We start from the raw sequence: 22100 nt of genomic DNA on the forward strand, positions 1-22100 counted from the left end.
TCGACTATCAGTGCGTTTCGGTGACTTTGTTCAGGTGGCGCGGCGTGTCGGGATTGCGGCCGCGCGCGACGGCAAGATCCGCCGCCATCACGTAGAACGAAAGAATGGCGGCGATCGGGTCGAGCGCCGAATGGGCCGACTGCGCGAGCGGCAGCACGGTGCCCGATACGCCGGGCGTCGATACGCCGGGCGTGCCGGCGGGCGCCGCGAGCAGCACGGCGGCGCCGCGTGCGCGCATGTCCGCGGCAAGCTGCAGCAGGCCGGCCTGCTCGGGCCCCGGCGGCGCAAACACGAGCAGCGGATAGTCGCGATCGATCAGTTCCATCGGACCGTGGCGGACTTCGGCGCTCGAGAATGCCTCGGCCTGGATGCCGGAGGTTTCCTTCAGCTTCAGCGCGGCTTCCTGCGCGATCGCGAGGCCGAGGCCGCGACCGATCACGATCATCCGCTCGACGCCCGCGAGCGCGGCGACGGCCTGCGACCAGTCGAGCCGGCCGGCTTGCGCGAGTACGTCGGGCAGGCCGCGCAATGCGGTGATCAGCGCGGCGTCGCGCTGCCAGTACGCGACGATCTGCGCGGACAGCGACAGCATCGCGATATAGCTCTTCGTCGCGGCGACCGACAGTTCGGGGCCGGCCAGCAGCGGCAACTGGTGCTCGCACGCGTCGGCGAGCGGCGACGGCAGCACGTTCACGGCGGCGACGGTGCGCGCGCCGGCTTCGCGCAGCGCGGCCATCGTGTTGACGAGATCGGGGCTCTTGCCCGACTGCGAGAACGCGAGCGCGAGCTGGTCCTGCACCTTCAGCGGTGCCTGCTGCAGCGTCGCGACCGACATCGGCAGCGACGCGACCGGCACGCCGAGGCGGCTCATCGTCAGGCTCGCGAAATAGCTGGCGGCGTGATCCGAGCTGCCGCGCGCGACCGTCAGCGCGACGGCCGGCGGGTGATCGAGCAATTGGCCGGCGAGCGCTTCGACGCGCGCGGTGTCGGCGAGTTGCGCGGCGACGACCTGGGCGGACTCGCGCGCTTCCTTAAGCATATTCGACAATCGATTCTCCTTCGACATAGGTCGCGGTGAGGTTCAGGTCGCGATCGAACACCGCGAGGTCGGCCCATGCGCCGCGCTCGAGGCGGCCGCGATCGGCGATGCCGAGGTAGTCGGCCGCGTAGCGCGACATCCGGTTCGACACGTCGGCGATCGGCAGGCCGAGCGACACGAGATTGCGCAGCGCCTGATCCATCGTCAGCGTGCTGCCGGCGAGCGTGCCGTCGGCGAGCCGCACGCCGCCGAGGCACTTCGTCACGTGCTGGCTGCCGAGCCGGTATTCGCCGTCGGGCATGCCGGTGGCGGACGTGCTGTCGGTCACGACGTACAGGCGCGGGATCGCGCGCAGCGCCGCACGGATCGCGCCCGGATGCACGTGCAGCAGATCGGGGATGATTTCCGCGTATTCGGCATGCGCGAGCGCCGCGCCGACGAGGCCCGGGTTGCGGTGATGCAGCGGCGACATCGCGTTGAACAGGTGCGTGAAGCCGCACGCGCCGTGCTTGAGCGCGGCGACCGCGTCGTCGTAGGTCGCGAGCGAGTGGCCGAGCTGCACGCGCACGCCGCGCGCGGCCATCTCGCCGATGATCTCGATGTGGCCCGCGATTTCCGGCGCGAGCGTGACGACGCGAATCGGCGCGATCGACAGGTACTTCAGCACCTCGTCGAGCACGGCCGACACGGCCGCGTCCGGCTGCGCGCCGAGCTTGCCGGGGTTGATGTACGGGCCTTCGAGATGCACGCCGAGCACGCGCGCGCCGCCGGGCGTGCGGGTGCGGGCGACGATGCCGAGATTCGCGACGACCTCCATCAGTTCGTCGCGCGGCGCGGTCATCGTCGTCGCGAGCAGGCTCGTCGTGCCGAATTGCGCGTGCGTGCGGACGATCGTTTCGATCGCGTCGCCGCCTTCCATCACGTCGGCGCCGCCGCCGCCATGCACGTGCAGGTCGATGAAGCCGGGCAGGATGTACGGCGCGTCGTTCGTCGCGGGATCGACGGGCGTGCCGTCGAGCGTGGTGATGCGGCCGTTCTCGCTATCGAGCGAGCCGTGAATCCAGCCGTCGGAGGTGAGGATGTTGCCAGTCAGCATGACGTTCTCTTGATGATCGGGTGACGCAGGCATCCGCGTCGTGATTGGCCAATTCGTTGCGATTCATTGCGCGCGATTGCGTTCCATCGCGATTGCGCGGGGTGCGCGGGCAGTCTCGCGCGTCAGCGTTTCAGTTCGGCGACGAAGTCGTAGTAGTCGTCGCGGCAATACGTTTCGGTCACTTCGATCGCGCGCTGGTCGGCGCCGTAGCCGATGCGCGTGATCACCAGCAGCGCCGAGCCCGGCTTCACCGCCATCCATTTCGCGATCGCGTGCGTCGCGTTCGCGGCACGAAAGTGCTGCAGCGCGCGCACGACGGTCATGCCGCGCGCCTCGAGGTATTCGTACAGCGACGCGCCGAGCGCCTGCGGATCGGGCACCACCGCGGCCGGCAGCGTCGAGTGCTCGACCGCCATCACGATGCCGTCCGCGCGGCGCAGCCGTTCGAGCCGCGCGACCGTCGCGCCGGGCGCGAGGCCGAGATGCGTGAGCTCGTCGCGGCTCGCGGCGCGTAGCGTGCGCGCCAGCCACACCGAATCGGGCACGAAGCCGCGCTGCTGCATCTTCGCGGTGAAGCCGACGAGCCGCGACAGCGGATCGGCGACACGCGGCGTGATGAAGCTGCCTGCCCCGCGCGCCCGCTTGATCAGGCCCTGCTCGACCAGCAGCGCGAGCGCGCGGCGTGCGGTGATCCGCGACACGCCGACCGACACCGACAGCAGCCGCTCCGACGGTAGCGCCTCGCCGGCCCGCCACGCGCCGGCGTGAATCGCGCTCGCCAGGTTGCGGGCGAGCTGCAGATAGAGCGGCGTGTCGTCGAGGGGATCGGGCGCCAGTTCGGACCAGCCGGTTTCCATGTGCCTCCGGGTGTCGGACGACGATCTCGGACCGTCGAAAGTGAACGCATTATATAACCACCATAATACCAGTCAACGAACTGGTATTAGCGTCGCGGAAATCGCCGAAAGCCTTGCGCGGCAAGCGTTTTAGTGCCGACAAGGCCTTTGTTTACAACGCAGTGCGGGATAGGGATTTACCCGAAGTGGTATGCAAAGGGACGGTTCCGGTGCACCGTTCGGCCGGGTTTCGGGTGCGAATACGAGACCGGAATAGAACCAATTTGGCCAACTGGTATGCACCTGCCGAGCAGGCCGGCGCGATGCAGGCGTCAGTGGAATTCGCGGCTCGACGTGCGCAGGCCGCCGAGCAGCGGCGTCAGATCCTCGAAATGCTGCGCGACGAGGTGCCGTACGTCGCTGACGACCTGCCACACGCCGGACGCCGCGAGCAGCCGCGAATCGAGCGTTTCGCGACGCTGCCGCGCGAGCAGCTCGGGCCGGACGATCACGTTCACGCAGCCCGTTTCGTCTTCGAGCGTCATGAACATCACGCCCTTCGCGGTGCCCGGCATCTGCCGTGCGATCACGAGCCCGCAGGCGCGTGCGAGCCGGCCGTCGGGACGGTCGCGCAGCTCGGCCGCGGACGACAGCCGCTGCGCGCGCAACGCCGGCCGCAGCAGCGCGACCGGGTGGCGGTTCAGCGTGAGGCCGGTGGTGTGATAGTCGGCGATGATGTCGTCGGCTTCCGACGGCGCGCCGAGCGCGGGCTGCTCCACTTCGTCGATTGGCGCGGCGGCAAGAAGGTCTCGCTCCGGCGCCGCGGCGACGGCCTGCCACAGCGCATCGCGGCGATGGCCGGCGAGCGTCGCGAGCGCGTTCGCGGCGGCGAGCGCTTCGAGATCGCGCCGTTCGAGCTGCGCGCGGCGCGCGAGGCTGTCGACGTTGTCGAACGGGCCAGCGGTGCGAGCGGCTTCGATGCGCCGCGCGGCGGCTTCGCCCAAGCCGCGCACGAGCGACAGGCCGAGCCGCACCGCGGGCTGGCCGTGCGGCGGCGGCTGATCGGGCAGCGCTTCGAGCGACGCTTCCCAACCGCTTTGCGTGACGTCGATCGGCAGCACCTTCACGCGGTGACGCTTTGCGTCCTGCACGAGTTGCGACGGCGGATAGAAGCCCATCGGCTGGCTGTTCAGCAGCGCGGCGAGGAAGATCGCCGGTTCGTGACATTTGAGCCAGCTGCTCGCGTACGCGAGTTTCGCGAAGCTGGCCGCATGGCTTTCGGGGAAACCGTATTCGCCGAAGCCCTTGATCTGCTCGAAGATCTGCTCGGCGAATTCGCGCGTGTAGTTGCGTTCGAGCATCCCGCTGATGATCTTGTCCTGATATTTCTCGAGATTGCCCTTGCGCTTCCACGCGGCCATCGCGCGGCGCAAGTCATCCGCTTCGCCAGGCGTAAAACCCGCGGCGACGATCGCGATCTGCATCACCTGTTCCTGGAAGATCGGCACACCCAGCGTGCGAATGAGCACTTCCCTGAGCGCGTCGCTCGGATACGTGACCTCACCCTCTTCTTCGCCGGCCACGATCCTGCGCCGCTTCAGGTACGGATGCACCGCGCCGCCCTGGATCGGGCCCGGCCGCACGATCGACACCTGGACGACGAGATCGTAGTAGTTGCGCGGCTTCAGCCGCGGCAGCATCGACATCTGCGCACGCGATTCGATCTGGAACACGCCGACCGTATCGGCACGGCAGATCATGTCGTAGGTTGCTTTGTCGTCCTGCGGAATGTGTTTCAGCGTGAACGGTTCGCCGTCCGGCTCCGGCGGCCCGCGCCATGCGGTGCGCAGGTCGAACGCGCGATGCAGCGCCGACAGCATGCCGAGCGCGAGCACGTCGACCTTCATCAGCCCGAGCGCCTCGAGATCGTCCTTGTCCCACTGGATCACGCGCCGGCCGTCCATCGCCGCGTTCTCGACCGGCACGAGCCGCGTGAGCTTGCCGCGACTGATCACGAAGCCGCCCGAATGCTGCGACAGGTGACGCGGGAAGTTGAGCAGGCGCCCCGCCAGTTCGGCCCATGTGCGAATCAGCGGCGTGTCGGGATCGAGCCCGGTCGACGCAAATTGCTGCAGCAGATCGCGGCTGCCGTCGAACCAGCGATGCCCCTTCGCGACCCGATCGACCAGCATCGGATCGACGCCGAGCGCCTTGCCGGTTTCGCGCAGCACGCCACGCGGACGATACGTCGAAACGGCGGCCGCGAGCGCGGCGCGATCCTTGCCGTATTTTTTGTAGATATGCTGGATCACTTCTTCGCGACGCTGATGCTCGAAGTCGACGTCGATGTCGGGCGGCTCGCCGCGCTCTGCGCTGATGAAGCGCTCGAACAGCGTCGTGCTCTGGTCGGGATCGACCTCGGTGATGCCGAGGCAATAGCAGACCACCGAGTTCGCGGCCGAACCACGGCCCTGGCACAGGATGTTCTGGCTGCGCGCGTATTTGACGATGTCGTAGACGGTCAGGAAGAACGGTTCGTACTTCAGTTGGGCGATCAGGTCGAGTTCATAGCGGATCTGCTTCTCTACCTTTTCCGGGATGCCGTTCGGATAACGCCCGGCCGCGCCCGCGAAGGTTTCCTGTTCCAGATAGCGCGTCGGCGTGAGCCCCTTCGGCACGATTTCGTCGGGATACTCGTAGCGCAGTTTGCCGAGATCGAAATCGCACGCGTCGAGAATCGCGCACGTCTCCGCCATCTCGTTCGGCGAAAACAGTTCTGCGATTCGCTTCCGCCAACGCAGATGCTGCTCCGCATTCGGCGCGAGCGCATAGCCGCATTCAGAAACCGGCATCCCGATGCGAATCGCCGTCATCACGTCCTGCAGCGGTTTGCAGGAGCGCTTATGCATCGTCACGTCGCCAAGCGCGACGATGCGCACGCCGCGCCGTTTGCCGGCCTCGCGAATCTCGTCGCGCTGCGCACCATCCAGCGCGCGCTGCAACTGCACGAGCCCGAGCCGCGCACGCTCGCCGAACGTCGCGCGGAACCAGGCGACCTGCGCATCGAGCACGTCCGCCCGCACCGGATACGCAGGCACGAGAATCGCGAAGCAGTCGGGCATGCCGCGCAGATGGGCGAATTTCTCAGGCGGCCTCGACAACATTCGCGACGTCAGCCGGTAAGTTCCCTTCGGCGACTCCATCCGCCGCCACGAAATCAGCTCGGACAGGTTGCCGTACCCTTCGCGGTTCTGTGCGAGCAACACGAGCCCGAACGCACCGGGGCCCGGATCGTGGCCGGGCGCGACGTCGTCCGGCGTGACGTCGAAATACGAACCGATGACGAGCGGCAGCCCTTTCGCTTTCGCGGCGACATGCATGCGCGGCGCACCGGCGAGCGAGCATTCGTCGGTGATCGCGATCCCGCGATAGCCGAGTTTCGCCGCACGCTCGACCAGTTCATCCGCATGCGACGCGCCATGCAGGAACGAAAAGTTCGAGCGGCAGAACAACTCCGCGTAATCGGGCAGCAAACTGAATTCCGCAACCATCTCCGCTCACCCGAACAAACCGTGCAGGAACCAGCGCGGGGCAGCCTGACTGCTCGTCCGCTCCATGAATACCCAGTAGCACGCGCCCTCTTCGTCCTGCGCGACGTGGTAATCGCGTGCGATCAACTGGCCATCGAACCACCCGGCCTCGATCCGCTCGGCCGACGACATCATCCGCAGCGGCGTATGAAATACCGGCCGCTCGCCGCGCATCAGAAGCGGCAGCGGCTCGGCGAGCAGCCACGCGGGACGCGGCGGCGCGGCGGGCGGACCGGCAACAGGCTTGCCCGCTTGCGCATCGAGCGGCAGCCAGCGGTTCGCGGCCTCGGGCCGGTAATCGGCGACAGGCGCCGCGCGCAATACGTTGTCCGCGCCGAGCCGCGCGACCAGCAACTCGAGCAACCGCTCGCGAGTTTCCCGCGTACCGCCCGGCTCGGGGAAAAGATCGTCGGCCGGCGGCGCGACCGATTCGACGCGCGTGGCCTTCAGCCGCACCGCGATCACCGCGGCCGGCAACTCGACGCGCGCGAGCCGCTCGCCGAGCAGCCGCATGAAATGCGCTTCGTCGCGCACGGGCGCCGCGAACGCGAGCTCGAGCGGCGTCGGCGGCACGGCCTGGCGGCCGCGCTCGTGCTCGAGATCGAACGTCATCGCGGCCAGCGACAGTTGCCGCGCGGCCAGCCAGCCGCACAGCTGCACGACGAGCCGCCGTGCGGCGAACAGCACGGCTTCCGCGTATTCGACGCGCTCCGGCAATTCGAGCCGCACGTCGAACACGGGCGGCACCGCCATCCACGCGAGCGGCTCGACCGCTTCGCCGTATGCACGATCGAGCGCGGCCAGCAGCGCGGGACCGCAGCGCCGCTGCAGCCCCGCGCGCGGCAGGCGGCGCAGATCGGCAAGCGTGCGGCAGCCGAGGCCGTCGAACCAGCCCGCATATGGACGCGCGTCGGGCAGCAGCACACAGGGCAGCCGATCGAGCGCGCGAACGAGCGACGCGTGACGCGCGACGCGGCGCCGGATGCGCGAGCGCGCCGACGTGCGCGCGAGCAGCCACGCGCCGCGCCCGGTCGGCGCGGCAGACAGGCGCGCCGCATAGCCGAGCGCCGCGAGCGTCGCCCGCACCTGGCGGCACAGCGACGGCAGCCCGCCGAACAGGCGCAGGCTCGGGCCGACGTCGACGATCAGCGTCGCTTCGTCGTCGAGCGCGACGCACGGCGAGAAGCGCAACAACGCGAGCGCGACCGCGCGCAGCGCATCGGCTTCACGGGCGGGATCGCGTTCGACGAGCTGCGTCGCGGGCGCGAGCGTGAGCACGCCGCCGCGCTTCATGCCCGCGCGTATGCCCTGCCGGCGCGCGGCCGCATCGGCGATCAGCACGACGCCCTGCTCGAGCACCGCACAGCCGGCGTCGCTGGCCTCGCCGGCCGCCACGTCAGACGGCGGCGGGGCGCACACGTCGAGCGGCAGGCGCGGCAGATGGATGCCGAGCAAGACGCGCATAGCGGCTCTCCACGATGGGCGACGGCAAATCGAGCACGAGCGGCTCGCTGCGCGCGGGCCCGCGACGCTTGACGATGTCGAGCGACACGCCGCCCGGCACTGGATGCAGCGCGACGCGCAGCACGGCCGGCGACGGCTGCCGCGCGGCCGACAGCGGGCGCAGCATCACGAACAGCGTGTCGCCGGTGCGCGCGGCCGCGAGATGCAGGCGCCGCAGCGCATCGGGCCGCGCGTCCTGCCAGAGCAGCAGCGCGCCGCAACAGCCCGTCTTGAGCGCCTGCTCGGCGGCCCACAGCGCATCGGTGCGGCTCCCGGCGCGCAGCCACAGCAGCGTGTCGGCCGGCACGCCGAGACTGGCGAGCGCGGTGGCATGCGGCGACTGCGGCGGCGCGACGAGCGCGAGCGGCCGCCGCGCGCTGACGGCGCGGGCGAGCGCGGGCGCGAGCAGCCGCATCTCGCCGCAGCCCGGCTGCGCGGCCAGCAGTTCGACGAGGCCGCCGACCGGCCAGCCGCCGCCCGGCAGTTCGGCCGACAGCGGCGCGAAGCCCGTGTCGATCCTGCGCGGACCGCCGCGCGCGAGTTGCGAGCCGCGCCAAAGGGACGGATGAAGGGACTCGGGAGCAATGGAGGATGCGAGCATGATGCCAACCCACAACTGTATGGATATACAGTATATGGCAATGCGCGCGCGCCGCACAGCAGCGGTGTAAAACCGGTTTTCGTCGGAAGAAATCAGGGAGAAGCCGGGGCGTCCGTCCTGCCACGGCGCACCGGCCCGCATCGGCGCAACGCGTCAGCCGCGTCGAGCGCTTTACGTTATGCTGTCCGCCGACCCGACCCACACCATTGGAGGGGACTTGAAACGAACGATTCGTGCGATCGCATGCGCGACCGTCGCGCTGGCGCTGCCGGGCGCAGCCTTCGCGCTGACCGACGGCAGCGCGCAATACGACGACTGCATGCTCAATGCGCTACGCGAAAGCCGTAACGGCGCGGCGGCCCAGTTGATCCAGCGCTCGTGCGACGCGCTGTACCGCAACAACGCGATGCTGCTGCCGCGCGAACGGCGCTTTCACGAGTGCGTCGTGCAGTCGCTGCCCGGCGTGCGCGACAACTATGCGATCCAGCAGATCATGTCGATCTGCTCGCGGCGTGGGGAGATGTGAGCGGGGGCTGAACGCCACGCTGTCGGCCCTCCTTTACGCGCACCGATATGAAAAAGGGGCTGCGCGATGTTTGCAGCAACGCCGGACAGTGCCCCCGTCAGGTCGTAGACAAACTCGGTGAGCGGTCAGTCGTAGAGCCAGCGCCCCGCTTTTGCCGATGCGATCAGCATTCGAACATTCAGATCCGGAACACGATGGATCACTTTTTTCTTAAACGGATTGATCAAGTCAAGAAACGAAGAATCGTCTTCCGGATAATATTTTTTAATATCGAACCCACTTATATCAACATTAAATTTCGCCGAATACTCCCGCACCAGATCCTCGACCTCACAATCATCAAAACGCAAGTCCAGATCCAAATCGGTACTTTCCGTTATCTCATCGGCCATGAATGATATAGAGAATCCGGACTTTTTCCTTATAAATTCAATCACCCTTTTTTCAAGATCTACCATACCCCCTCTCTTGCAACTCTATTGTAGTGAGCGACCGTCTTGCCGGCAATAATAGAAATATCACTTGCAAGAATCACCCAACCAAGCACAGGAATCGTTCTTCCTACGAAGGTTCCGATGTTTCCAAGCAACCTGATTTTCAAATTTCGCACGGGTCCGCCTACCAGTGTTGGCAATCTCCAACCAAACGGGAATTGAGCCTTTTGAAAAATTCTTCTTGAGTATTTGCTTGCACGCGAAGTCCCCTGTATCGCGCCGCCCGGCTTTACCCTGGTCGGCAAATTACTTCTACCAAGCAAGATCATACCGACCGACACGACATCATCGACGCCCAACCGATTCATCGTTTCGTCAACCATGATCCAGAAGAGCAACTCTCCCGCAGTCAGATTGGCCATCCCGTAGTAATGGTAAGTCCCATTCAATTTCTCGACAGCACCCATTCAGCGTCCTCGTTCGTAGTTTTTAAAAATATTTTTTAGTCTAACGAAGACGCACGATTACCGTACCGACAAATCCGGCCGACCTATTGGCCGACCGCACCGCAACGGTGATGGAATTTCATGCCGAATGAATCGTTATTCGGCTCGGCATAAGCAATGACGGAGTGCAGCGGGATGCCAGAGAGAGAAAATGCATAGCGATTCCGAATTCGAGCAGTCGCGCACACGTTCCATACCAACGCGTCGAACCGTTACCAAACGGCTTTCATCCATGAACGCCGATGCAATTGCGGCGTGTAATCTTCACACTACTCCTGCATCTCGAAAAGCATTCCGCTCGCACACAAAAAAAGGCCTGCACACGTGCAGGCCTTCATTCGATCAACCGATCGCGTTCAGAACGACGCGACCATCGAGCCCTTGAACTGCTTCTTGATGAATTCCCTCACTTCCGGCGACTGGTACGCCTTGACCAGCTTCTTCACCCACGGCTGATCCTTGTCCTTCGCACGCACGGCGATCAGGTTCGCGTACGGGCTCGTCAGCGCTTCGAGCGCGATCGCATCCTTGGTCGGCTGCAGGTTCGCGGCCAGCGCGTAGTTCGTGTTGATCACGGCCGCGTCGACGTCCGACAGCACGCGCGGCAGTTGCGCGGCGTCGAGTTCGGAGATCTTCAGCTTCTTCGGGTTCTCGGCGATGTCGAGCACCGTCGCGTTGTTGCCGCCCGTGCCGGCGCCAGCCTTCAGCTTGATCACGCCTTGGGTCTGCAGCAGCAGCAGCGCACGGTTTTCATTCGACGGATCGTTCGGCACCGCGAGCTTCGCGCCCTGCGGCAGATCCTTCAGCGACTTGAACTTCTTCGAATACACGCCGATCGGCGAGATGTAGGTCAGGCCCGCGCTGACGATCTTGTAGCCGCGCTGCTTCACCTGGCTGTCGAGGTAGGGCTGATGCTGGAAGCTGTTCGCGTCGAGGTCGCCCGAATCGAGCGCCGCGTTCGGCTGCACGTAGTCGTTGAACTCGATGACCTTCACGTTCAGGCCTTCCTTCTCCTTCGCGACCTTCTGCACGACTTGCCACACTTCCGCATCCGGGCCGGCGACCGTGCCGACCTTGATCACCTTGTCGTCGGCGTGCGCGCCTGCCGACAGCGTCAGCGTGGCGCCGGTGGCCAGCACGGAAAATACCTTCAGGAGACTGCGACGCTTCATCTGTTTCTCGCTTTCTTGCTTACTTGAAATGGGGCGCGATACGGGTATGCCCGGACTCGCAGGAAGGGGCAAATGGTGTCACAGGATCGGCGGGAAGTGAAATACATCCCGCTCATATGGGTATGCACCAGCGCAGTGCCGGCGGCCGATGCCCGATTCGGCCGTTAGTTGCACTTTCTCGTCGACGCGTCGGCCCATCGGCCGACACCCGTCACGCCGCCACCACCTCGTCGATCGTCCTCGCGCCGCCGAATGCCGGTTCGGCCGCCCTGCCGCCGGCCCCGCGCGCCGACGGGCCGCCGGTCTTGCCGACCCGGAACGCGCCGACCGTATCGCGCAGCCGCGCGGCCTGTTCCTGCAGCGACGCGGCCGCCGCCGCCGCTTCCTCGACCAGCGCCGCGTTCTGCTGCGTCACCTGGTCCATCTGCGTGACCGCGCGCCCGACCTGCGTGATGCCGCTCGCCTGCTCCTCGGACGCGGCCGCGATCTCGCCCATGATGTCGGTCACGCGCGCGACCGCCTGCAGGATCTCGCCCATCGTCGTGCCGGCCTGACCGACCAGCGTCGAGCCGTTGCGCACGCGCTCGACCGAATCGACGATCAGCGCGCGGATTTCCTTCGCAGCCGTCGCGCTGCGCTGCGCGAGCGAACGCACCTCGCCCGCGACCACCGCGAAGCCGCGGCCCTGCTCGCCCGCCCGCGCGGCCTCGACCGCCGCATTCAGCGCGAGGATATTGGTCTGGAACGCGATGCCCTCGATCACGCCGATGATGTCGGCGATCTTGCGCGAGCTGTCGTCGATCTCGCCCATCGTGCCGATCACGCGGTTCACGACGTCGCTGCCGGTGCGCGCGATGTCCGACGCGTTGTTCGCGAGCCCGCTCGCCTGCCGCGCGTTGTCCGCGTTCTGCTTCACCGTCGCGGTCAGTTGCTCCATGCTCGCGGCCGTTTCCTCGAGCGATGCGGCCTGCTCCTCGGTGCGCTGCGACAGGTCGTCGTTGCCGGCCGAGATCTGGCGGCTCGCCGACGCGATCGCTTCGGCCGACTGGCGAATCCCGCCGATCGTCGCCTGCAACCGCGCCTGCATGTCGTGCATCGCGGCCATCATGCTCGTGCGGTCGCCGGCGCGCACCGGCACCGGCTGCGTGAGGTCGCCCTGCGCGATGCGCGTCGCGAGCGCGGCCGCTTCGTCCGGCTCGCCACCGAGGCTGCCGCGCACGTTGCGAATGATCACCAGCATCGCCGCGCTGATCACGAAGCCGATCACGAACACCACGGCCAGGTGGCCGAGCAGCGTCCGGTAATAGACGGTGTCGATGTCCTTCAGGAACACGCCGCTCGAAATGTTCCAGTCCCACGGCGCGAATCGCGTGACGTAGCTGATCTTCGGCACGGCCGTCTCGCTGTGCGGCAGCCGCCCGCGGTATTCGGCGAACCCGCTGCCGGTCGCCTTCGCCGCGTTCAGGATCGTCACGAACAGCGGCTTGCCGTCCGGATCGAGATAGTCGCCGACCTGCGTGTCGACGAGCTTCGGCAGCGTCGGGTGCATCAGCACGACCGGCTTCGAATCCATCACGAACACATAGCCCGAATCGCCGTAGCGCATCGCGGCGAGGCGCGCGAGCGCGTCGCGCTTCGCGTCGGCCTCGGGCATCGTGCCGCTCTGCGCAAGCGCGTGATAGGCCTTCACGATGCCCGCCGCCGAGTCGACGAGATTCGCGATGCCGGCCTTGCGTTCGGCGAGCATCGTCGCGCGCGTCTCGTAGGCGCTCCATGCGCCGACGCCCAGAAGACCGATCCATACCAGCGCAAGCGCGAGCCACAGCTTGCGGTTCAAACTCATTCTGCTCATCTGCGTGCCTCTGTCGATGTCGATGCATCCGGCGCGCGAACGGCCTGCCGCGCGCAAACGGTTGCTCTTTCATTTACGGCACCGAGGCTTACATCTTGAATACGCGTCGCCGCAGCGAACCGGCGATCGACGGGCACGCAGCCCGTCGCGCGGGGCGCCGGCGCGACAGCCCGCGTCCGCTGTGCTAAAAAGACCGGCCGGCGCCCGAAGCGCCGGCATCATTCCAGGGCCATCCATATGTACGTCATCGACATCCACTACACCGCGTCGCTCGAGCGCATCGACGACGCGCTCGAACGCCACCGCGCGTATCTGCAGCCGCAGTTCGACAAGGGCATCTTCATCGCGGCGGGACCGAAGGTGCCGCGCGAAGGCGGTGTGATCCTCGCGGCCCGCATCGATCGCGACGAACTCGACGCGATCCTCGAAACCGACCCGTTCGTCACCGAGGGGCTCGCCACCTATCGCGTGACGGAATTCCGGATCACGCGCGCCGCGTCCGGCTTCAACCTGCCGGCGCTGCCGTAACGCGGCTTCGGCTTCGGCACGACGCGCGCATGCCGACGCGCCGCCCGGCGGGCAGCGCATGCGCACAACGAAGCGAGAGGGAAGACGTGATGGCGCGAAACGGCCGTCACGCGAGACGCCGGGCCGCGCGCCCGGCGGCTGCCGGTCAGTCGACCAGCAGCTTCAGGTCGTGGACCCACGGGGCCGGGCCCTGGCCGTCGCGCACGAACAGGCGCAGCTTGCCGTCGCGATCGAACACGTAGCTCGCGGCCGTGTGATCCATCGTATAGCTGCCGGGCGTCTTGCCGGGCACCTTCGCGTAGTACACGCGGAAATCCTTCGTGACCTTCTTGAGCGCCGCTTCGTCGGCCGGCCGCAGGCCGATGAACGACGGATCGAATGCGGGCACGTACTGGCCGAGCAGCGCCGGCGTGTCGCGTTCCGGGTCGACGGTGACGAACAGCACCTGCACGCGTTTCGCGGCATCGGGCCCGAGCTGCTTCAGCGCTTCGGACAGCTCGGCCATCGTGGTCGGGCACACGTCCGGGCAGTGCGTATAGCCGAAGAACATCACGACGGCCTTGCCCTTGAAGTCGGCGAGCGTGCGGACCTTGCCGGTCGTATCGGGCAGCGAGAAATCGCTGCCGAACTGCGTGTTGCCGGTGATGTCGAGATTCTGGAATTTCGGCGCGTTGTCGCATCCGGCGAGCAGCAGCGCTGCCGTGAATGCGCACGCGAGCATCCAGCCTTGGCGCGCGCGGCGCCCGAACCGTGATGGGAGCATTGCGTTCAAACCGTGCGGTTACACGCCGAGCAGCGGACGTGCATAGTGATCGACGAGCAGCGCGACAAACAGCAGCGACAGATAGACGATCGAGTAGCGGAAGGCCTTGCGGGCGAGTTCGTCCGAATAGTCGCGATGGATCTTCCACGCATACGCGAGGAACACCGCGCCGAGCAGCACCGCGCTCGTCAGGTAGACGGCCCCGCTCATGCCGGAAATGAACGGCATCATCGTGACCGCGAACAGGATCACCGTATACAGCAGGATGTGCAGCCGCGTGAACTTCTCGCCGTGCGTGACGGGCAGCATCGGCAGCCCGGCGTCCTCGTAATCCTTGCGGCGATAGAGCGCGAGCACCCAGAAATGCGGCGGCGTCCACACGAAGATGATCAGCACGAGGATCCACGCGTCGCCCGGCACCGCGCCGGTGACGGCAGCCCAGCCGAGCGCCGGCGGCATCGCGCCCGACGCGCCGCCGATCACGATGTTCTGCGGCGTCATCGGCTTGAGCAGCAGCGTGTAGACCACCGCGTAGCCGACGAACGTCGCGATCGTCAGCCACATCGTCAGCGGATTCGTGAACGTGTAGAGCGTCCATGCGCCGACGCTGCCGAGCACGGCCGAGAACAGCAGGATCTGCGGCGTCGTGATCTCGCCGCGCGCGGACGGACGCCACGCGGTGCGGCGCATCATCGCGTCGATCTTCTGTTCGACGAGGCAGTTGATCGCGAACGCGGCGCCGGCCAGCAGCCAGATGCCGACGGTGCCGCCGATCAGCACATGCCAAGGCACCATGCCCGGCGTCGCGAGGAACATGCCGATCACCGCGCAGAACACCGCGAGCTGCGTGACACGCGGCTTCGTCAGCGCCATGTACTGGGAAAAGCGGCTACCGGGCGATTGGGAGAGGGTGCTTTGCATGGGGACGGTCACGCCGGGGCGGCGTCGCGCGCAGGCTGCGCGACACGGCCGGGGCGGCTTGAAAGGATGCGAAAGTTTAACATGACGACGAGCAGCAGCAGGATCGCGGCCCCGCCGTTGTGCGCGACGGCGACGGGCAGCGGCCACTGCAGCACGATGTTGGTCAGGCCCGTCACGAACTGCAACAGGACGACCAGCAGCACGCCGTTCGCGGGCCGCCGCAGCGATTCGAAGCGGCGCATCTTCAGTGCGAACGCGACCAGGTAAGCGACCACGACGAACGCGAACGTGCGGTGCGTCCAGTGGATCGCAACCAGCGCGTCCTGCGTGATCGCGTCGCCATCCTTCGTCATCCCGAGCGCGCGCCACAGGTGGAAGCCGTGCTGGAAGTCCATCGGCGGAATCCACTGGCCGTTGCAGGTCGGGAAGTCGGTGCACGCGAGCACCGCGTAGTTGGTGCTCACCCAGCCGCCGAGCGCGATCTGCACGACCAGCAGCACGAGCGCCGCGAGCGCGGCCGCACGGTAACGCCCGGCCTCCGGATCATGCGACGGCAGCGGCGTCTGCCGCGCCGCGAGCCAGCCGAGCGTGCCGAGCAGCGTGAGGCCGAGCAGCAGGTGGATCGTGACGATCACCGGCTGCAGCTTCATCGTGACCGTCCATGCGCCGAACGCGCCCTGCACGAGAATCAGCAGCAGCAGGCTCGTCGGCCACCACGGCGACACGTGCAGCGGGCGGCGGCGCAGCCGCGCGGCCCACGCGATCGCCACCTGCGCGATGATCAGCACGCCGATCGCCATCGCGAAATAGCGGTGGATCATCTCGATCCACGCCTTCGTCATGCTGACCGGCCCGGTCGGCATCGCCTGGTGCGCGGCCGTGATCGCGGCGTGCGCGATGAACGGCGACGACGTGCCGTAGCAGCCCGGCCAGTCGGGGCAGCCGAGGCCCGAGTCGGTCAGCCGCGTGAAGCCGCCGAACATCACGAGGTCGAGGGTCAGGAAGGTGGTGATCCACACGAGCTTGCGGAACTTGTCGTCGTCGGCCTTCACCCACACGTACGACAGCGGCAGCAGCGCGATGCAGAAGCCGATCAGGCCGAGTTGCAGTAGATACGACATCGGAATGGTGCCTCGTTCTCTCGCCTTAGCCGATGCTCGACCACTTCAGCAGCTTCGTCACGTCCGACTTGATCCTGCTGGGATTCGGGTCTTTCGGGAAACGCATCATCAGGTTGCCGTTCGGGTCGACCATGTAGATGTGGTCGCTGTCCTTCGTGCCGGCGTCGGCCGGCAGCCACGCGGCGACCGCGGCCGGATCGGCGACCAGCCGGCGCGTGTCGGGGTACGCGTCGAGCACCTTCTGCGGCACCGCGCCCGCATCGCTGCGCAACCACACCATCGTGATCCGGTGCCGTTCGCCCGCCTGCGTGACGCGGATCTGGCGCATGAAATAGAGCTTCTGCGCGCACGCGTCGTCGCACGCGCTGCGGTCGGTCATCACGAACAGCCAGACCCCGCGCAGCGACGACAGCGGCACCGTCTTGCCGGTTTCGTCGGTGACCTGCAGATCCGCCGGAATCGGGCGCTGCGGCTCGATCAGCGTGCCGTAGTTCGTCGACCCGCCCTTCGGCTTGATCACGTAATAGGTGAAGTACGACGCGATCATCGGCGCGGCGCACACGAGACCGAGCAGCACGAGCATCCAGCGGCCGCGCTTGCGGGCCGCGGGCGACATCGGCGCAGCGGCCGGACCCTGACGGGAAGATTGCATGGACAAATCAGACCTCTCGAAACGAACCCGCGGCGCCGGCGCCGCGTCCTGGCATGACGCTCACGCGCCGGCCGACTTCTTCGCCGCACGCCGCGCGGCGTACAGGCCGAAGCCGAGCGCGGCCGCCGCCATCGCCCACCACTGAAACATGTAACCGTAATTGCGCTCGACGCCGGTCGTCGCCGCCGGCCAGTCGCGCACGAGCCTGTCGCCGTCGTCGCTCGTCTGCTGGATCACGAACGGCTGCAGCGGCAGCCCGGTTTCCTTCGCATACGCGGCGACGTCGAGGTTCTGCCGGATCTTCTGGTGCGCGGCCGACCCGCCTTCGCCGAGCTCGAACGCGCGCGACGCGTCGGCGCGCGCGATGCCGACGATCTCGACGTCGCCCGCCGGCGTCGCGAACGGCTCGATCGCCGTGCGATCGGCGATGTTGCGCGGCAGCCAGCCGCGGTTCACGAGCACGACGCCGCCGCCCGTGAGTTTAAACGGCATCACGACGTAAAAACCCGGCTGGTCGTTATACGGCCGATTGTCGAGGAACACCGCCTGCTCGGGCAGGAAACGGCCCTTTGCCCGTACGCGATGAAACTCGATCGACGCGAGCGGAACCGGCTGCGCGCCGAGGTCGACCGGCGCCGCCTGCTCGTAGCGCGCGATGCTCGCCTGCAGCGCTTCCTTCTGGTGCGCGCGGTCGCGCTGCCAGAAACCGAGCCGGATCGTGACGGCGACGACGACGAGGATCAGCAGCGCAGGCAGCCAGCGAATCTTCATCGGGCGGCCCGCCCGGCGCGTTCGCGAAAGCGAAGTGCGATAATTATCCTCTTCCTTTCGAATTGCCGTCGTCCGGTTCGCGTCATGCACATACTCGTTCCCATCGCCTTCGTCCTCATCATTGCCAGCATGGGCTCGGCGCTCTACTTCATGATGCACGACCGCGGCCATACGAAACGCATGGTCTGGTCGCTCGCCACCCGCGTCGGGCTGTCGGTGTCGCTGTTCCTGCTCATCCTGTTCGCGAACTGGATGGGCTGGATCCATTCGACCGGTTTGCCGATCGGACGTTGATGCCGTCGCCGCGCCGGCCGCCGTGACATTTAGCCGCACGGCCGCGCCACCAAGTAAAAGCGCCGCCTGACTGAGTCGCGGCGGCGCCGGGGTGGTCTCGCCCGCAGCTTCGCCGCCGCGCCCGCGACACCAATGAAAACGGCCCGCGCATCGCTGCGCGGGCCGTTTTTCCATTTACAGCCAGTAGACGACGACGTACAGGCCGAGCCAGACGACGTCGACGAAGTGCCAGTACCACGCGGCGCCTTCGAATGCGAAGTGATGATCGGGCTTGAAGTGGCCGCGGATCATCCGCACCAGCACCACCGCGAGCATCGTGCCGCCGAGGAACACGTGGAAGCCGTGGAAGCCGGTCAGCAGGAAGAACGTCGAACCGTACACGCCCGAGTTCAGCGTCAGGTTCAGTTCGTTGTACGCGTGGTAGTACTCGAAGCCCTGGAGGAACAGGAAGCAGATACCGAACACGAGCGTCGCGGCCAGCCACGCGATCGCCTTCTTGCGATGATCGTCGCGCAGCGCGTGGTGCGAGATCGTCAGCGTCACGCCCGACGACAGCAGGAACGCGGTGTTCAGCGTCGGGATCGGCCACGGGCCCATCGTCTTGAAGTGACCGGCGAGCGCGGCGGGGCCTTCGTTCGGCCACACGGCGGAGAAGTCCGGCCAGATCAGCTTGTAATCGAGGCTGCCGAGCTGGTGCAGCGCGATTTCACGCGCATAGAACAGCGCGCCGAAGAACGCGCCGAAGAACATGACTTCCGAGAAGATGAACCAGCTCATGCTCCAGCGGTACGACTTGTCGACGTTCTTGCCGTAATGACCGCCTTCCGATTCGGCGATCGCGTCGCCGAACCAGTGATACAGCGTGAAGAGCAACCACAGCAGGCCGAGCAGCGCCGTAAAGGGCGCCCAGTCGTGACCGTTGATCCACAGCGCTGTCGACCCGAGCATGACCAGCAGGCCGATGGCCGCGCTGATCGGATGCTGCGACGGATGCGGCACGAAATAGTACGGGGTCTGGTTTTGACCGCTCATGCTTGATTCTCCACTTCAGTCCAATTTGTGTACCGGAAACCGCTCCGGCTTTATTTCTTGCGCGGCGAGACCGCCACCGCTCTTTCTCGCACGCCGCGCCGTGGCGCCGCGCACTGCATTCTTTCGTGGCCGCGAGCCGCTACTCAACCCACGACCGCACGCACGATCAGGATCAGCACGCCGATGAACATGCCGGCCGCGATCAACGCGACGATCAGCACGTGCAGCGGATTGAGCTGCGTCGCGTCGGCCTCCAGGTCGCGCCGCTTGCGCACCCCGAAGAACGACCACAGCACCGCTTTCAGCGCCTGACCGAACGTTCCGCTCCGCTTGACTTCCGTCATCGCCCCGCCTCCTTCGTCATGCGTCCGGCTTCGCCGCACCCTGCGCCGCCGCCGTACTGCGCTGCGCCGGTGCCGGCGTGGCCGGCGTATTCAGCTCGAAGAACGTGTACGACAGCGTGATCGTCTTCACGTCCTTCGGCAATTTCGGGTCGATCACGAACACCACCGGCATCTTGCGCGACTCGTTCGCGGTCAGCGTCTGCTGCGTGAAGCAAAAGCACTCGATCTTCTTGAAGAACTCCGTCGCCTGCTTCGGCGCGTAGCTCGGGATCGCCTGCGCCACGACCGGCCGGCCCTGCCCGTTCGTCACGTCGTACACGATCGTCGTCAGTTCGCCCGGATGCACGTCGAGGCTGTTGTGCTCCGGCTTGAACCCGAGCGGCCCGCGTGCGTTCGCATCGAACTCGACCGACACCGTACGGCTGGTGTCGACCTGCGAGTTCTTCACCTCGCGCGCGCTGACATCGCGCTGCACCAGGTTGTTGATGCCGGTGATCTGGCAGATCGCCCGATACATCGGGATCAGCGCGAAGCCGAAACCGAACATCAGCCCGGCCACGACGAAGAGCTTCACCAGCATCGAACGATTGAACGCGCGATCCACGGCGCCCTCTTCCGGCTTCGACATACGACGACTTCCTCGCTACTGCGTCAGTTGCTGCATCAGTGGGTGGACAGCCACCACTGCTTGATCACGACACCCACGAAAAAAACGGCGGCGATGACGAGCAGGGTGAGGCCGAGCCGCTTGTTGCCCGCGCGAATCTGCTCGGGCGTTCGTCTTTCTGATGGATTCCGGGTCATCTGAAACTTCGCTGAAACTTCCGTTCCGCGCCCGCCGCGCCTGCCTGCGCGGCAGGCAGCGGCGGAACGCTCGGTGAAACTTACTCGACGTGCGGCGGTTGCTCGAACGTGTGGAACGGAGCCGGGCTCGGCACCGTCCACTCGAGGCCCGTCGCGCCATCCCACGGCTTGTCCGACGCCTTTTCCAGGTCGCCGCCGCCACGGTAGGCCGGCAGCGCGACCGCGAACAGGAAGTACACCTGCGCGAGGCCGAAGCCGAATGCGCCGATCGTCGCCACCTGGTTGAAGTCCGTGAACTGCGCCGGGTAGTCCGCATAGCGGCGCGGCATGCCCGCGAGACCGACGAAGTGCATCGGGAAGAACGTCAGGTTGAAGAAGATCATCGACGCCCAGAAGTGGATCTTGCCGCGCGTCTCGTTGTACATCCAGCCCGTCCACTTCGGCGCCCAGTAGTACCAGCCCGAGAACAGCGCGAACAGCGAACCGGCCACCAGCACGTAGTGGAAGTGCGCGACCACGAAGTAGGTGCCGTGATACTGGATGTCGAGCGGCGCCATCGCGAGCATCAGGCCCGTCAGGCCGCCGAACGTGAACACGAACAGGAAGCCGATCGCGAACAGCATCGGGGTTTCGAACGTCATCGAGCCGCGCCACATCGTCGCGAGCCAGTTGAACACCTTCACGCCCGTCGGCACCGCGATCAGCATCGTCGCGTACATGAAGAACAGCTGGCCGGTGACCGGCATGCCCGTCGCGAACATGTGGTGTGCCCAGACCATGAACGACAGGATCGCGATCGAAGCCGTCGCGTACACCATCGAGCTGTAGCCGAACAGCGTCTTGCGTGCGAACGCCGGGATCACCTGCGACACGATCCCGAACGCCGGCAGAATCATGATGTACACCTCGGGGTGGCCGAAGAACCAGAAGATGTGCTGGTACATCACCGGGTCGCCGCCGCCTGCCGCGTTGAAGAACGACGTGCCGAAGTGGCGGTCGAACAGCACCATCGTGATCGCGCCTGCCAGAACCGGCATCACCGCGATCAGCAGGTACGCGGTGATCAGCCACGTCCACGCGAACATCGGCATCTTCATCAGCGTCATGCCCGGTGCGCGCATGTTCAGGATCGTCACGACGATGTTGATCCCGCCCATGATCGACGACGCGCCCATGATGTGGACCGCGAAGATCGCGAAGTCCATGCCCGGGCCCATCTGCGTCGACAGCGGCGCGTACAGCGTCCAGCCGGCGGCCGTCGCGCCGCCCGGCGCGAAGAACGAGCCGACCAGCAGCACGGCCGCGACCGGCAGCAGCCAGAAGCTGAAGTTGTTCATCCGCGCGAACGCCATGTCGGATGCGCCGATCTGCAGCGGAATCATCCAGTTCGCGAAGCCGACGAACGCCGGCATGATCGCGCCGAACACCATGATCAGGCCGTGCATCGTCGTGAGTTCGTTGAAGAACTCCGGACGCATGATCTGCAGGCCCGGCTCGAATAGCTCCGCACGGATGCCGAGCGCCATCACGCCGCCCGACAGGAACATGATGAACGAGAACAGCAGGTACAGCGTACCGATGTCCTTGTGGTTGGTGGCGAACAGCCAGCGACGCCAGCCGTGCGGGGCTTCGTGCGCGTGGTCGTCGTGCGCGTGGTCCGCGGCTACGTCGTGCCCGATGCTAGACATGAGAATCTCCTAATGCGAATACGTCGA

23 protein-coding genes are annotated in these 22100 nt (G+C 66.4%); 3 read left to right on the top strand and 20 right to left on the bottom strand.

Annotated elements, in window-relative coordinates:
• Positions 1-7: 7 nt before the first annotated feature.
• The 6 genes from CFB49_RS15315 to imuA form a co-directional block, all read right to left on the bottom strand.
• The gene (locus CFB49_RS15315) at positions 8-1039 is read right to left on the bottom strand and encodes an SIS domain-containing protein (protein ID WP_069620260.1); all 1032 of its coding nucleotides are present in this window, start codon (positions 1037-1039) and stop codon (positions 8-10) included.
• Positions 1032-2135 (bottom strand): N-acetylglucosamine-6-phosphate deacetylase, encoded by a 1104-nt coding sequence (gene nagA, locus CFB49_RS15320; protein WP_069620314.1) that lies wholly within the window; start codon positions 2133-2135, stop codon positions 1032-1034. Before nagA ends, CFB49_RS15315 begins: the two co-directional genes overlap by 8 nt.
• Before the next feature lie 122 nt (positions 2136-2257).
• Positions 2258-2992: a GntR family transcriptional regulator gene (locus tag CFB49_RS15325; RefSeq protein ID WP_069620259.1), complete on the bottom strand. Its 735-nt coding sequence runs from the start codon at positions 2990-2992 to the stop codon at positions 2258-2260.
• A 311-nt stretch (positions 2993-3303) separates the two neighbouring features.
• Positions 3304-6522 carry an error-prone DNA polymerase gene (locus tag CFB49_RS15330; RefSeq protein WP_089491688.1) on the bottom strand — a complete coding sequence of 1073 codons (3219 nt, stop codon included), beginning with the start codon at positions 6520-6522 and terminating at the stop codon, positions 3304-3306.
• Positions 6523-6528: 6 nt separating this feature from the next.
• Entirely contained in the window at positions 6529-8025 is a 1497-nt protein-coding gene (locus CFB49_RS15335; RefSeq protein WP_089491689.1) for a Y-family DNA polymerase, read from the bottom strand.
• Positions 7958-8665 (bottom strand): translesion DNA synthesis-associated protein ImuA, encoded by a 708-nt coding sequence (imuA, locus tag CFB49_RS15340; protein ID WP_089491690.1) that lies wholly within the window; start codon positions 8663-8665, stop codon positions 7958-7960. Before imuA ends, CFB49_RS15335 begins: the two co-directional genes overlap by 68 nt.
• 217 nt (positions 8666-8882) lie before the next feature.
• On the opposite strand from imuA, the gene CFB49_RS15345 reads away from it, so the two are divergent.
• On the top strand, positions 8883-9191 hold the full coding sequence (locus CFB49_RS15345) for a VF_A0006 family four-cysteine protein (RefSeq protein WP_069620255.1): 309 nt from the start codon (positions 8883-8885) through the stop codon (positions 9189-9191).
• Positions 9192-9316: 125 nt separating this feature from the next.
• Here the strand turns inward: CFB49_RS15345 and CFB49_RS15350 are convergent, their stop codons facing one another.
• From CFB49_RS15350 to CFB49_RS15365, 4 genes are all read right to left on the bottom strand, one after another.
• Positions 9317-9649: a DUF1493 family protein gene (locus CFB49_RS15350; RefSeq protein WP_089491691.1), complete on the bottom strand. Its 333-nt coding sequence runs from the start codon at positions 9647-9649 to the stop codon at positions 9317-9319.
• Positions 9643-10092, bottom strand: a complete 450-nt coding sequence (locus CFB49_RS15355; RefSeq protein WP_089491692.1) for an STM2901 family protein — start codon at positions 10090-10092, stop codon at positions 9643-9645. The genes CFB49_RS15350 and CFB49_RS15355 overlap by 7 nt, the downstream gene beginning before the upstream one ends.
• Before the next feature lie 395 nt (positions 10093-10487).
• Entirely contained in the window at positions 10488-11303 is an 816-nt protein-coding gene (locus CFB49_RS15360; protein ID WP_069620254.1) for a MetQ/NlpA family ABC transporter substrate-binding protein, read from the bottom strand.
• A gap of 211 nt (positions 11304-11514) precedes the next feature.
• Positions 11515-13155, bottom strand: coding sequence for a methyl-accepting chemotaxis protein (locus tag CFB49_RS15365; RefSeq protein WP_089491844.1), 1641 nt, complete (start codon positions 13153-13155; stop codon positions 11515-11517).
• Positions 13156-13392: 237 nt separating this feature from the next.
• Here CFB49_RS15365 and CFB49_RS15370 point away from each other — a divergent pair, with 237 nt between their 5' ends.
• Positions 13393-13683 carry a YciI family protein gene (locus CFB49_RS15370; RefSeq protein ID WP_069620253.1) on the top strand — a complete coding sequence of 97 codons (291 nt, stop codon included), beginning with the start codon at positions 13393-13395 and terminating at the stop codon, positions 13681-13683.
• Positions 13684-13828: 145 nt separating this feature from the next.
• Here the strand turns inward: CFB49_RS15370 and CFB49_RS15375 are convergent, their stop codons facing one another.
• The 5 genes from CFB49_RS15375 to CFB49_RS15395 are packed head-to-tail and all read right to left on the bottom strand — an operon-like array spanning position 13829 to position 17911.
• Entirely contained in the window at positions 13829-14446 is a 618-nt protein-coding gene (locus CFB49_RS15375) for an SCO family protein (RefSeq protein ID WP_050014818.1), read from the bottom strand.
• Between the two features lie 18 nt (positions 14447-14464).
• On the bottom strand, positions 14465-15367 hold the full coding sequence (cyoE, locus tag CFB49_RS15380; RefSeq protein ID WP_089491693.1) for a heme o synthase: 903 nt from the start codon (positions 15365-15367) through the stop codon (positions 14465-14467).
• Between the two features lie 8 nt (positions 15368-15375).
• Positions 15376-16488, bottom strand: a complete 1113-nt coding sequence (locus CFB49_RS15385; protein WP_179234905.1) for a COX15/CtaA family protein — start codon at positions 16486-16488, stop codon at positions 15376-15378.
• Positions 16489-16513: 25 nt separating this feature from the next.
• A complete protein-coding gene (locus CFB49_RS15390; RefSeq protein ID WP_089491694.1) occupies positions 16514-17140 on the bottom strand; it encodes an SCO family protein in 627 nt (208 codons plus the stop codon).
• A 60-nt stretch (positions 17141-17200) separates the two neighbouring features.
• On the bottom strand, positions 17201-17911 hold the full coding sequence (locus CFB49_RS15395; RefSeq protein WP_069620248.1) for an SURF1 family protein: 711 nt from the start codon (positions 17909-17911) through the stop codon (positions 17201-17203).
• A gap of 84 nt (positions 17912-17995) precedes the next feature.
• Between CFB49_RS15395 and CFB49_RS15400 the strand changes: the two genes are divergently transcribed.
• A complete protein-coding gene (locus tag CFB49_RS15400; protein WP_006477735.1) occupies positions 17996-18205 on the top strand; it encodes a twin transmembrane helix small protein in 210 nt (69 codons plus the stop codon).
• Positions 18206-18379: 174 nt separating this feature from the next.
• Here the strand turns inward: CFB49_RS15400 and CFB49_RS15405 are convergent, their stop codons facing one another.
• The 5 genes from CFB49_RS15405 to ctaD all read right to left on the bottom strand — a co-directional run bounded on the left by CFB49_RS15405 (position 18380) and on the right by ctaD (position 22073).
• Complete coding sequence (locus tag CFB49_RS15405) at positions 18380-19237, bottom strand: cytochrome c oxidase subunit 3 (protein WP_039346195.1); 858 nt, start codon at positions 19235-19237, stop codon at positions 18380-18382.
• A 143-nt stretch (positions 19238-19380) separates the two neighbouring features.
• Positions 19381-19581: a DUF2970 domain-containing protein gene (locus CFB49_RS15410; RefSeq protein ID WP_069620247.1), complete on the bottom strand. Its 201-nt coding sequence runs from the start codon at positions 19579-19581 to the stop codon at positions 19381-19383.
• A gap of 16 nt (positions 19582-19597) precedes the next feature.
• Entirely contained in the window at positions 19598-20209 is a 612-nt protein-coding gene (locus tag CFB49_RS15415; RefSeq protein WP_069620246.1) for a cytochrome c oxidase assembly protein, read from the bottom strand.
• Between the two features lie 35 nt (positions 20210-20244).
• Complete coding sequence (locus CFB49_RS36335; RefSeq protein ID WP_089435671.1) at positions 20245-20385, bottom strand: cytochrome oxidase small assembly protein; 141 nt, start codon at positions 20383-20385, stop codon at positions 20245-20247.
• 80 nt (positions 20386-20465) lie between these two features.
• Positions 20466-22073: a cytochrome c oxidase subunit I gene (gene ctaD / locus CFB49_RS15425; protein ID WP_050014798.1), complete on the bottom strand. Its 1608-nt coding sequence runs from the start codon at positions 22071-22073 to the stop codon at positions 20466-20468.
• Positions 22074-22100: the final 27 nt, after the last annotated feature.

The organism is Burkholderia sp. AU17457 (genome assembly GCF_002223255.1).
GTDB classification, from domain to species: domain Bacteria; phylum Pseudomonadota; class Gammaproteobacteria; order Burkholderiales; family Burkholderiaceae; genus Burkholderia; species Burkholderia sola.

Coding starts and splice junctions, on each gene's coding strand:
- CFB49_RS15315 (WP_069620260.1), bottom strand. CDS start 1,039: ATGCTTAAGGAAGCGCGCGAGTCCGCCCAGGTCGTCGCCGCGCAACTC.
- nagA (WP_069620314.1), bottom strand. CDS start 2,135: ATGCTGACTGGCAACATCCTCACCTCCGACGGCTGGATTCACGGCTCG.
- CFB49_RS15325 (WP_069620259.1), bottom strand. CDS start 2,992: ATGGAAACCGGCTGGTCCGAACTGGCGCCCGATCCCCTCGACGACACG.
- CFB49_RS15330 (WP_089491688.1), bottom strand. CDS start 6,522: ATGGTTGCGGAATTCAGTTTGCTGCCCGATTACGCGGAGTTGTTCTGC.
- CFB49_RS15335 (WP_089491689.1), bottom strand. CDS start 8,025: ATGCGCGTCTTGCTCGGCATCCATCTGCCGCGCCTGCCGCTCGACGTG.
- imuA (WP_089491690.1), bottom strand. CDS start 8,665: ATGCTCGCATCCTCCATTGCTCCCGAGTCCCTTCATCCGTCCCTTTGG.
- CFB49_RS15350 (WP_089491691.1), bottom strand. CDS start 9,649: ATGGTAGATCTTGAAAAAAGGGTGATTGAATTTATAAGGAAAAAGTCC.
- CFB49_RS15355 (WP_089491692.1), bottom strand. CDS start 10,092: ATGGGTGCTGTCGAGAAATTGAATGGGACTTACCATTACTACGGGATG.
- CFB49_RS15360 (WP_069620254.1), bottom strand. CDS start 11,303: ATGAAGCGTCGCAGTCTCCTGAAGGTATTTTCCGTGCTGGCCACCGGC.
- CFB49_RS15365 (WP_089491844.1), bottom strand. CDS start 13,155: ATGAGCAGAATGAGTTTGAACCGCAAGCTGTGGCTCGCGCTTGCGCTG.
- CFB49_RS15370 (WP_069620253.1), top strand. CDS start 13,393: ATGTACGTCATCGACATCCACTACACCGCGTCGCTCGAGCGCATCGAC.
- CFB49_RS15375 (WP_050014818.1), bottom strand. CDS start 14,446: ATGCTCCCATCACGGTTCGGGCGCCGCGCGCGCCAAGGCTGGATGCTC.
- cyoE (WP_089491693.1), bottom strand. CDS start 15,367: ATGCAAAGCACCCTCTCCCAATCGCCCGGTAGCCGCTTTTCCCAGTAC.
- CFB49_RS15385 (WP_179234905.1), bottom strand. CDS start 16,488: ATGTCGTATCTACTGCAACTCGGCCTGATCGGCTTCTGCATCGCGCTG.
- CFB49_RS15390 (WP_089491694.1), bottom strand. CDS start 17,140: ATGCAATCTTCCCGTCAGGGTCCGGCCGCTGCGCCGATGTCGCCCGCG.
- CFB49_RS15395 (WP_069620248.1), bottom strand. CDS start 17,911: ATGAAGATTCGCTGGCTGCCTGCGCTGCTGATCCTCGTCGTCGTCGCC.
- CFB49_RS15400 (WP_006477735.1), top strand. CDS start 17,996: ATGCACATACTCGTTCCCATCGCCTTCGTCCTCATCATTGCCAGCATG.
- CFB49_RS15405 (WP_039346195.1), bottom strand. CDS start 19,237: ATGAGCGGTCAAAACCAGACCCCGTACTATTTCGTGCCGCATCCGTCG.
- CFB49_RS15410 (WP_069620247.1), bottom strand. CDS start 19,581: ATGACGGAAGTCAAGCGGAGCGGAACGTTCGGTCAGGCGCTGAAAGCG.
- CFB49_RS15415 (WP_069620246.1), bottom strand. CDS start 20,209: ATGTCGAAGCCGGAAGAGGGCGCCGTGGATCGCGCGTTCAATCGTTCG.
- CFB49_RS36335 (WP_089435671.1), bottom strand. CDS start 20,385: ATGACCCGGAATCCATCAGAAAGACGAACGCCCGAGCAGATTCGCGCG.
- ctaD (WP_050014798.1), bottom strand. CDS start 22,073: ATGTCTAGCATCGGGCACGACGTAGCCGCGGACCACGCGCACGACGAC.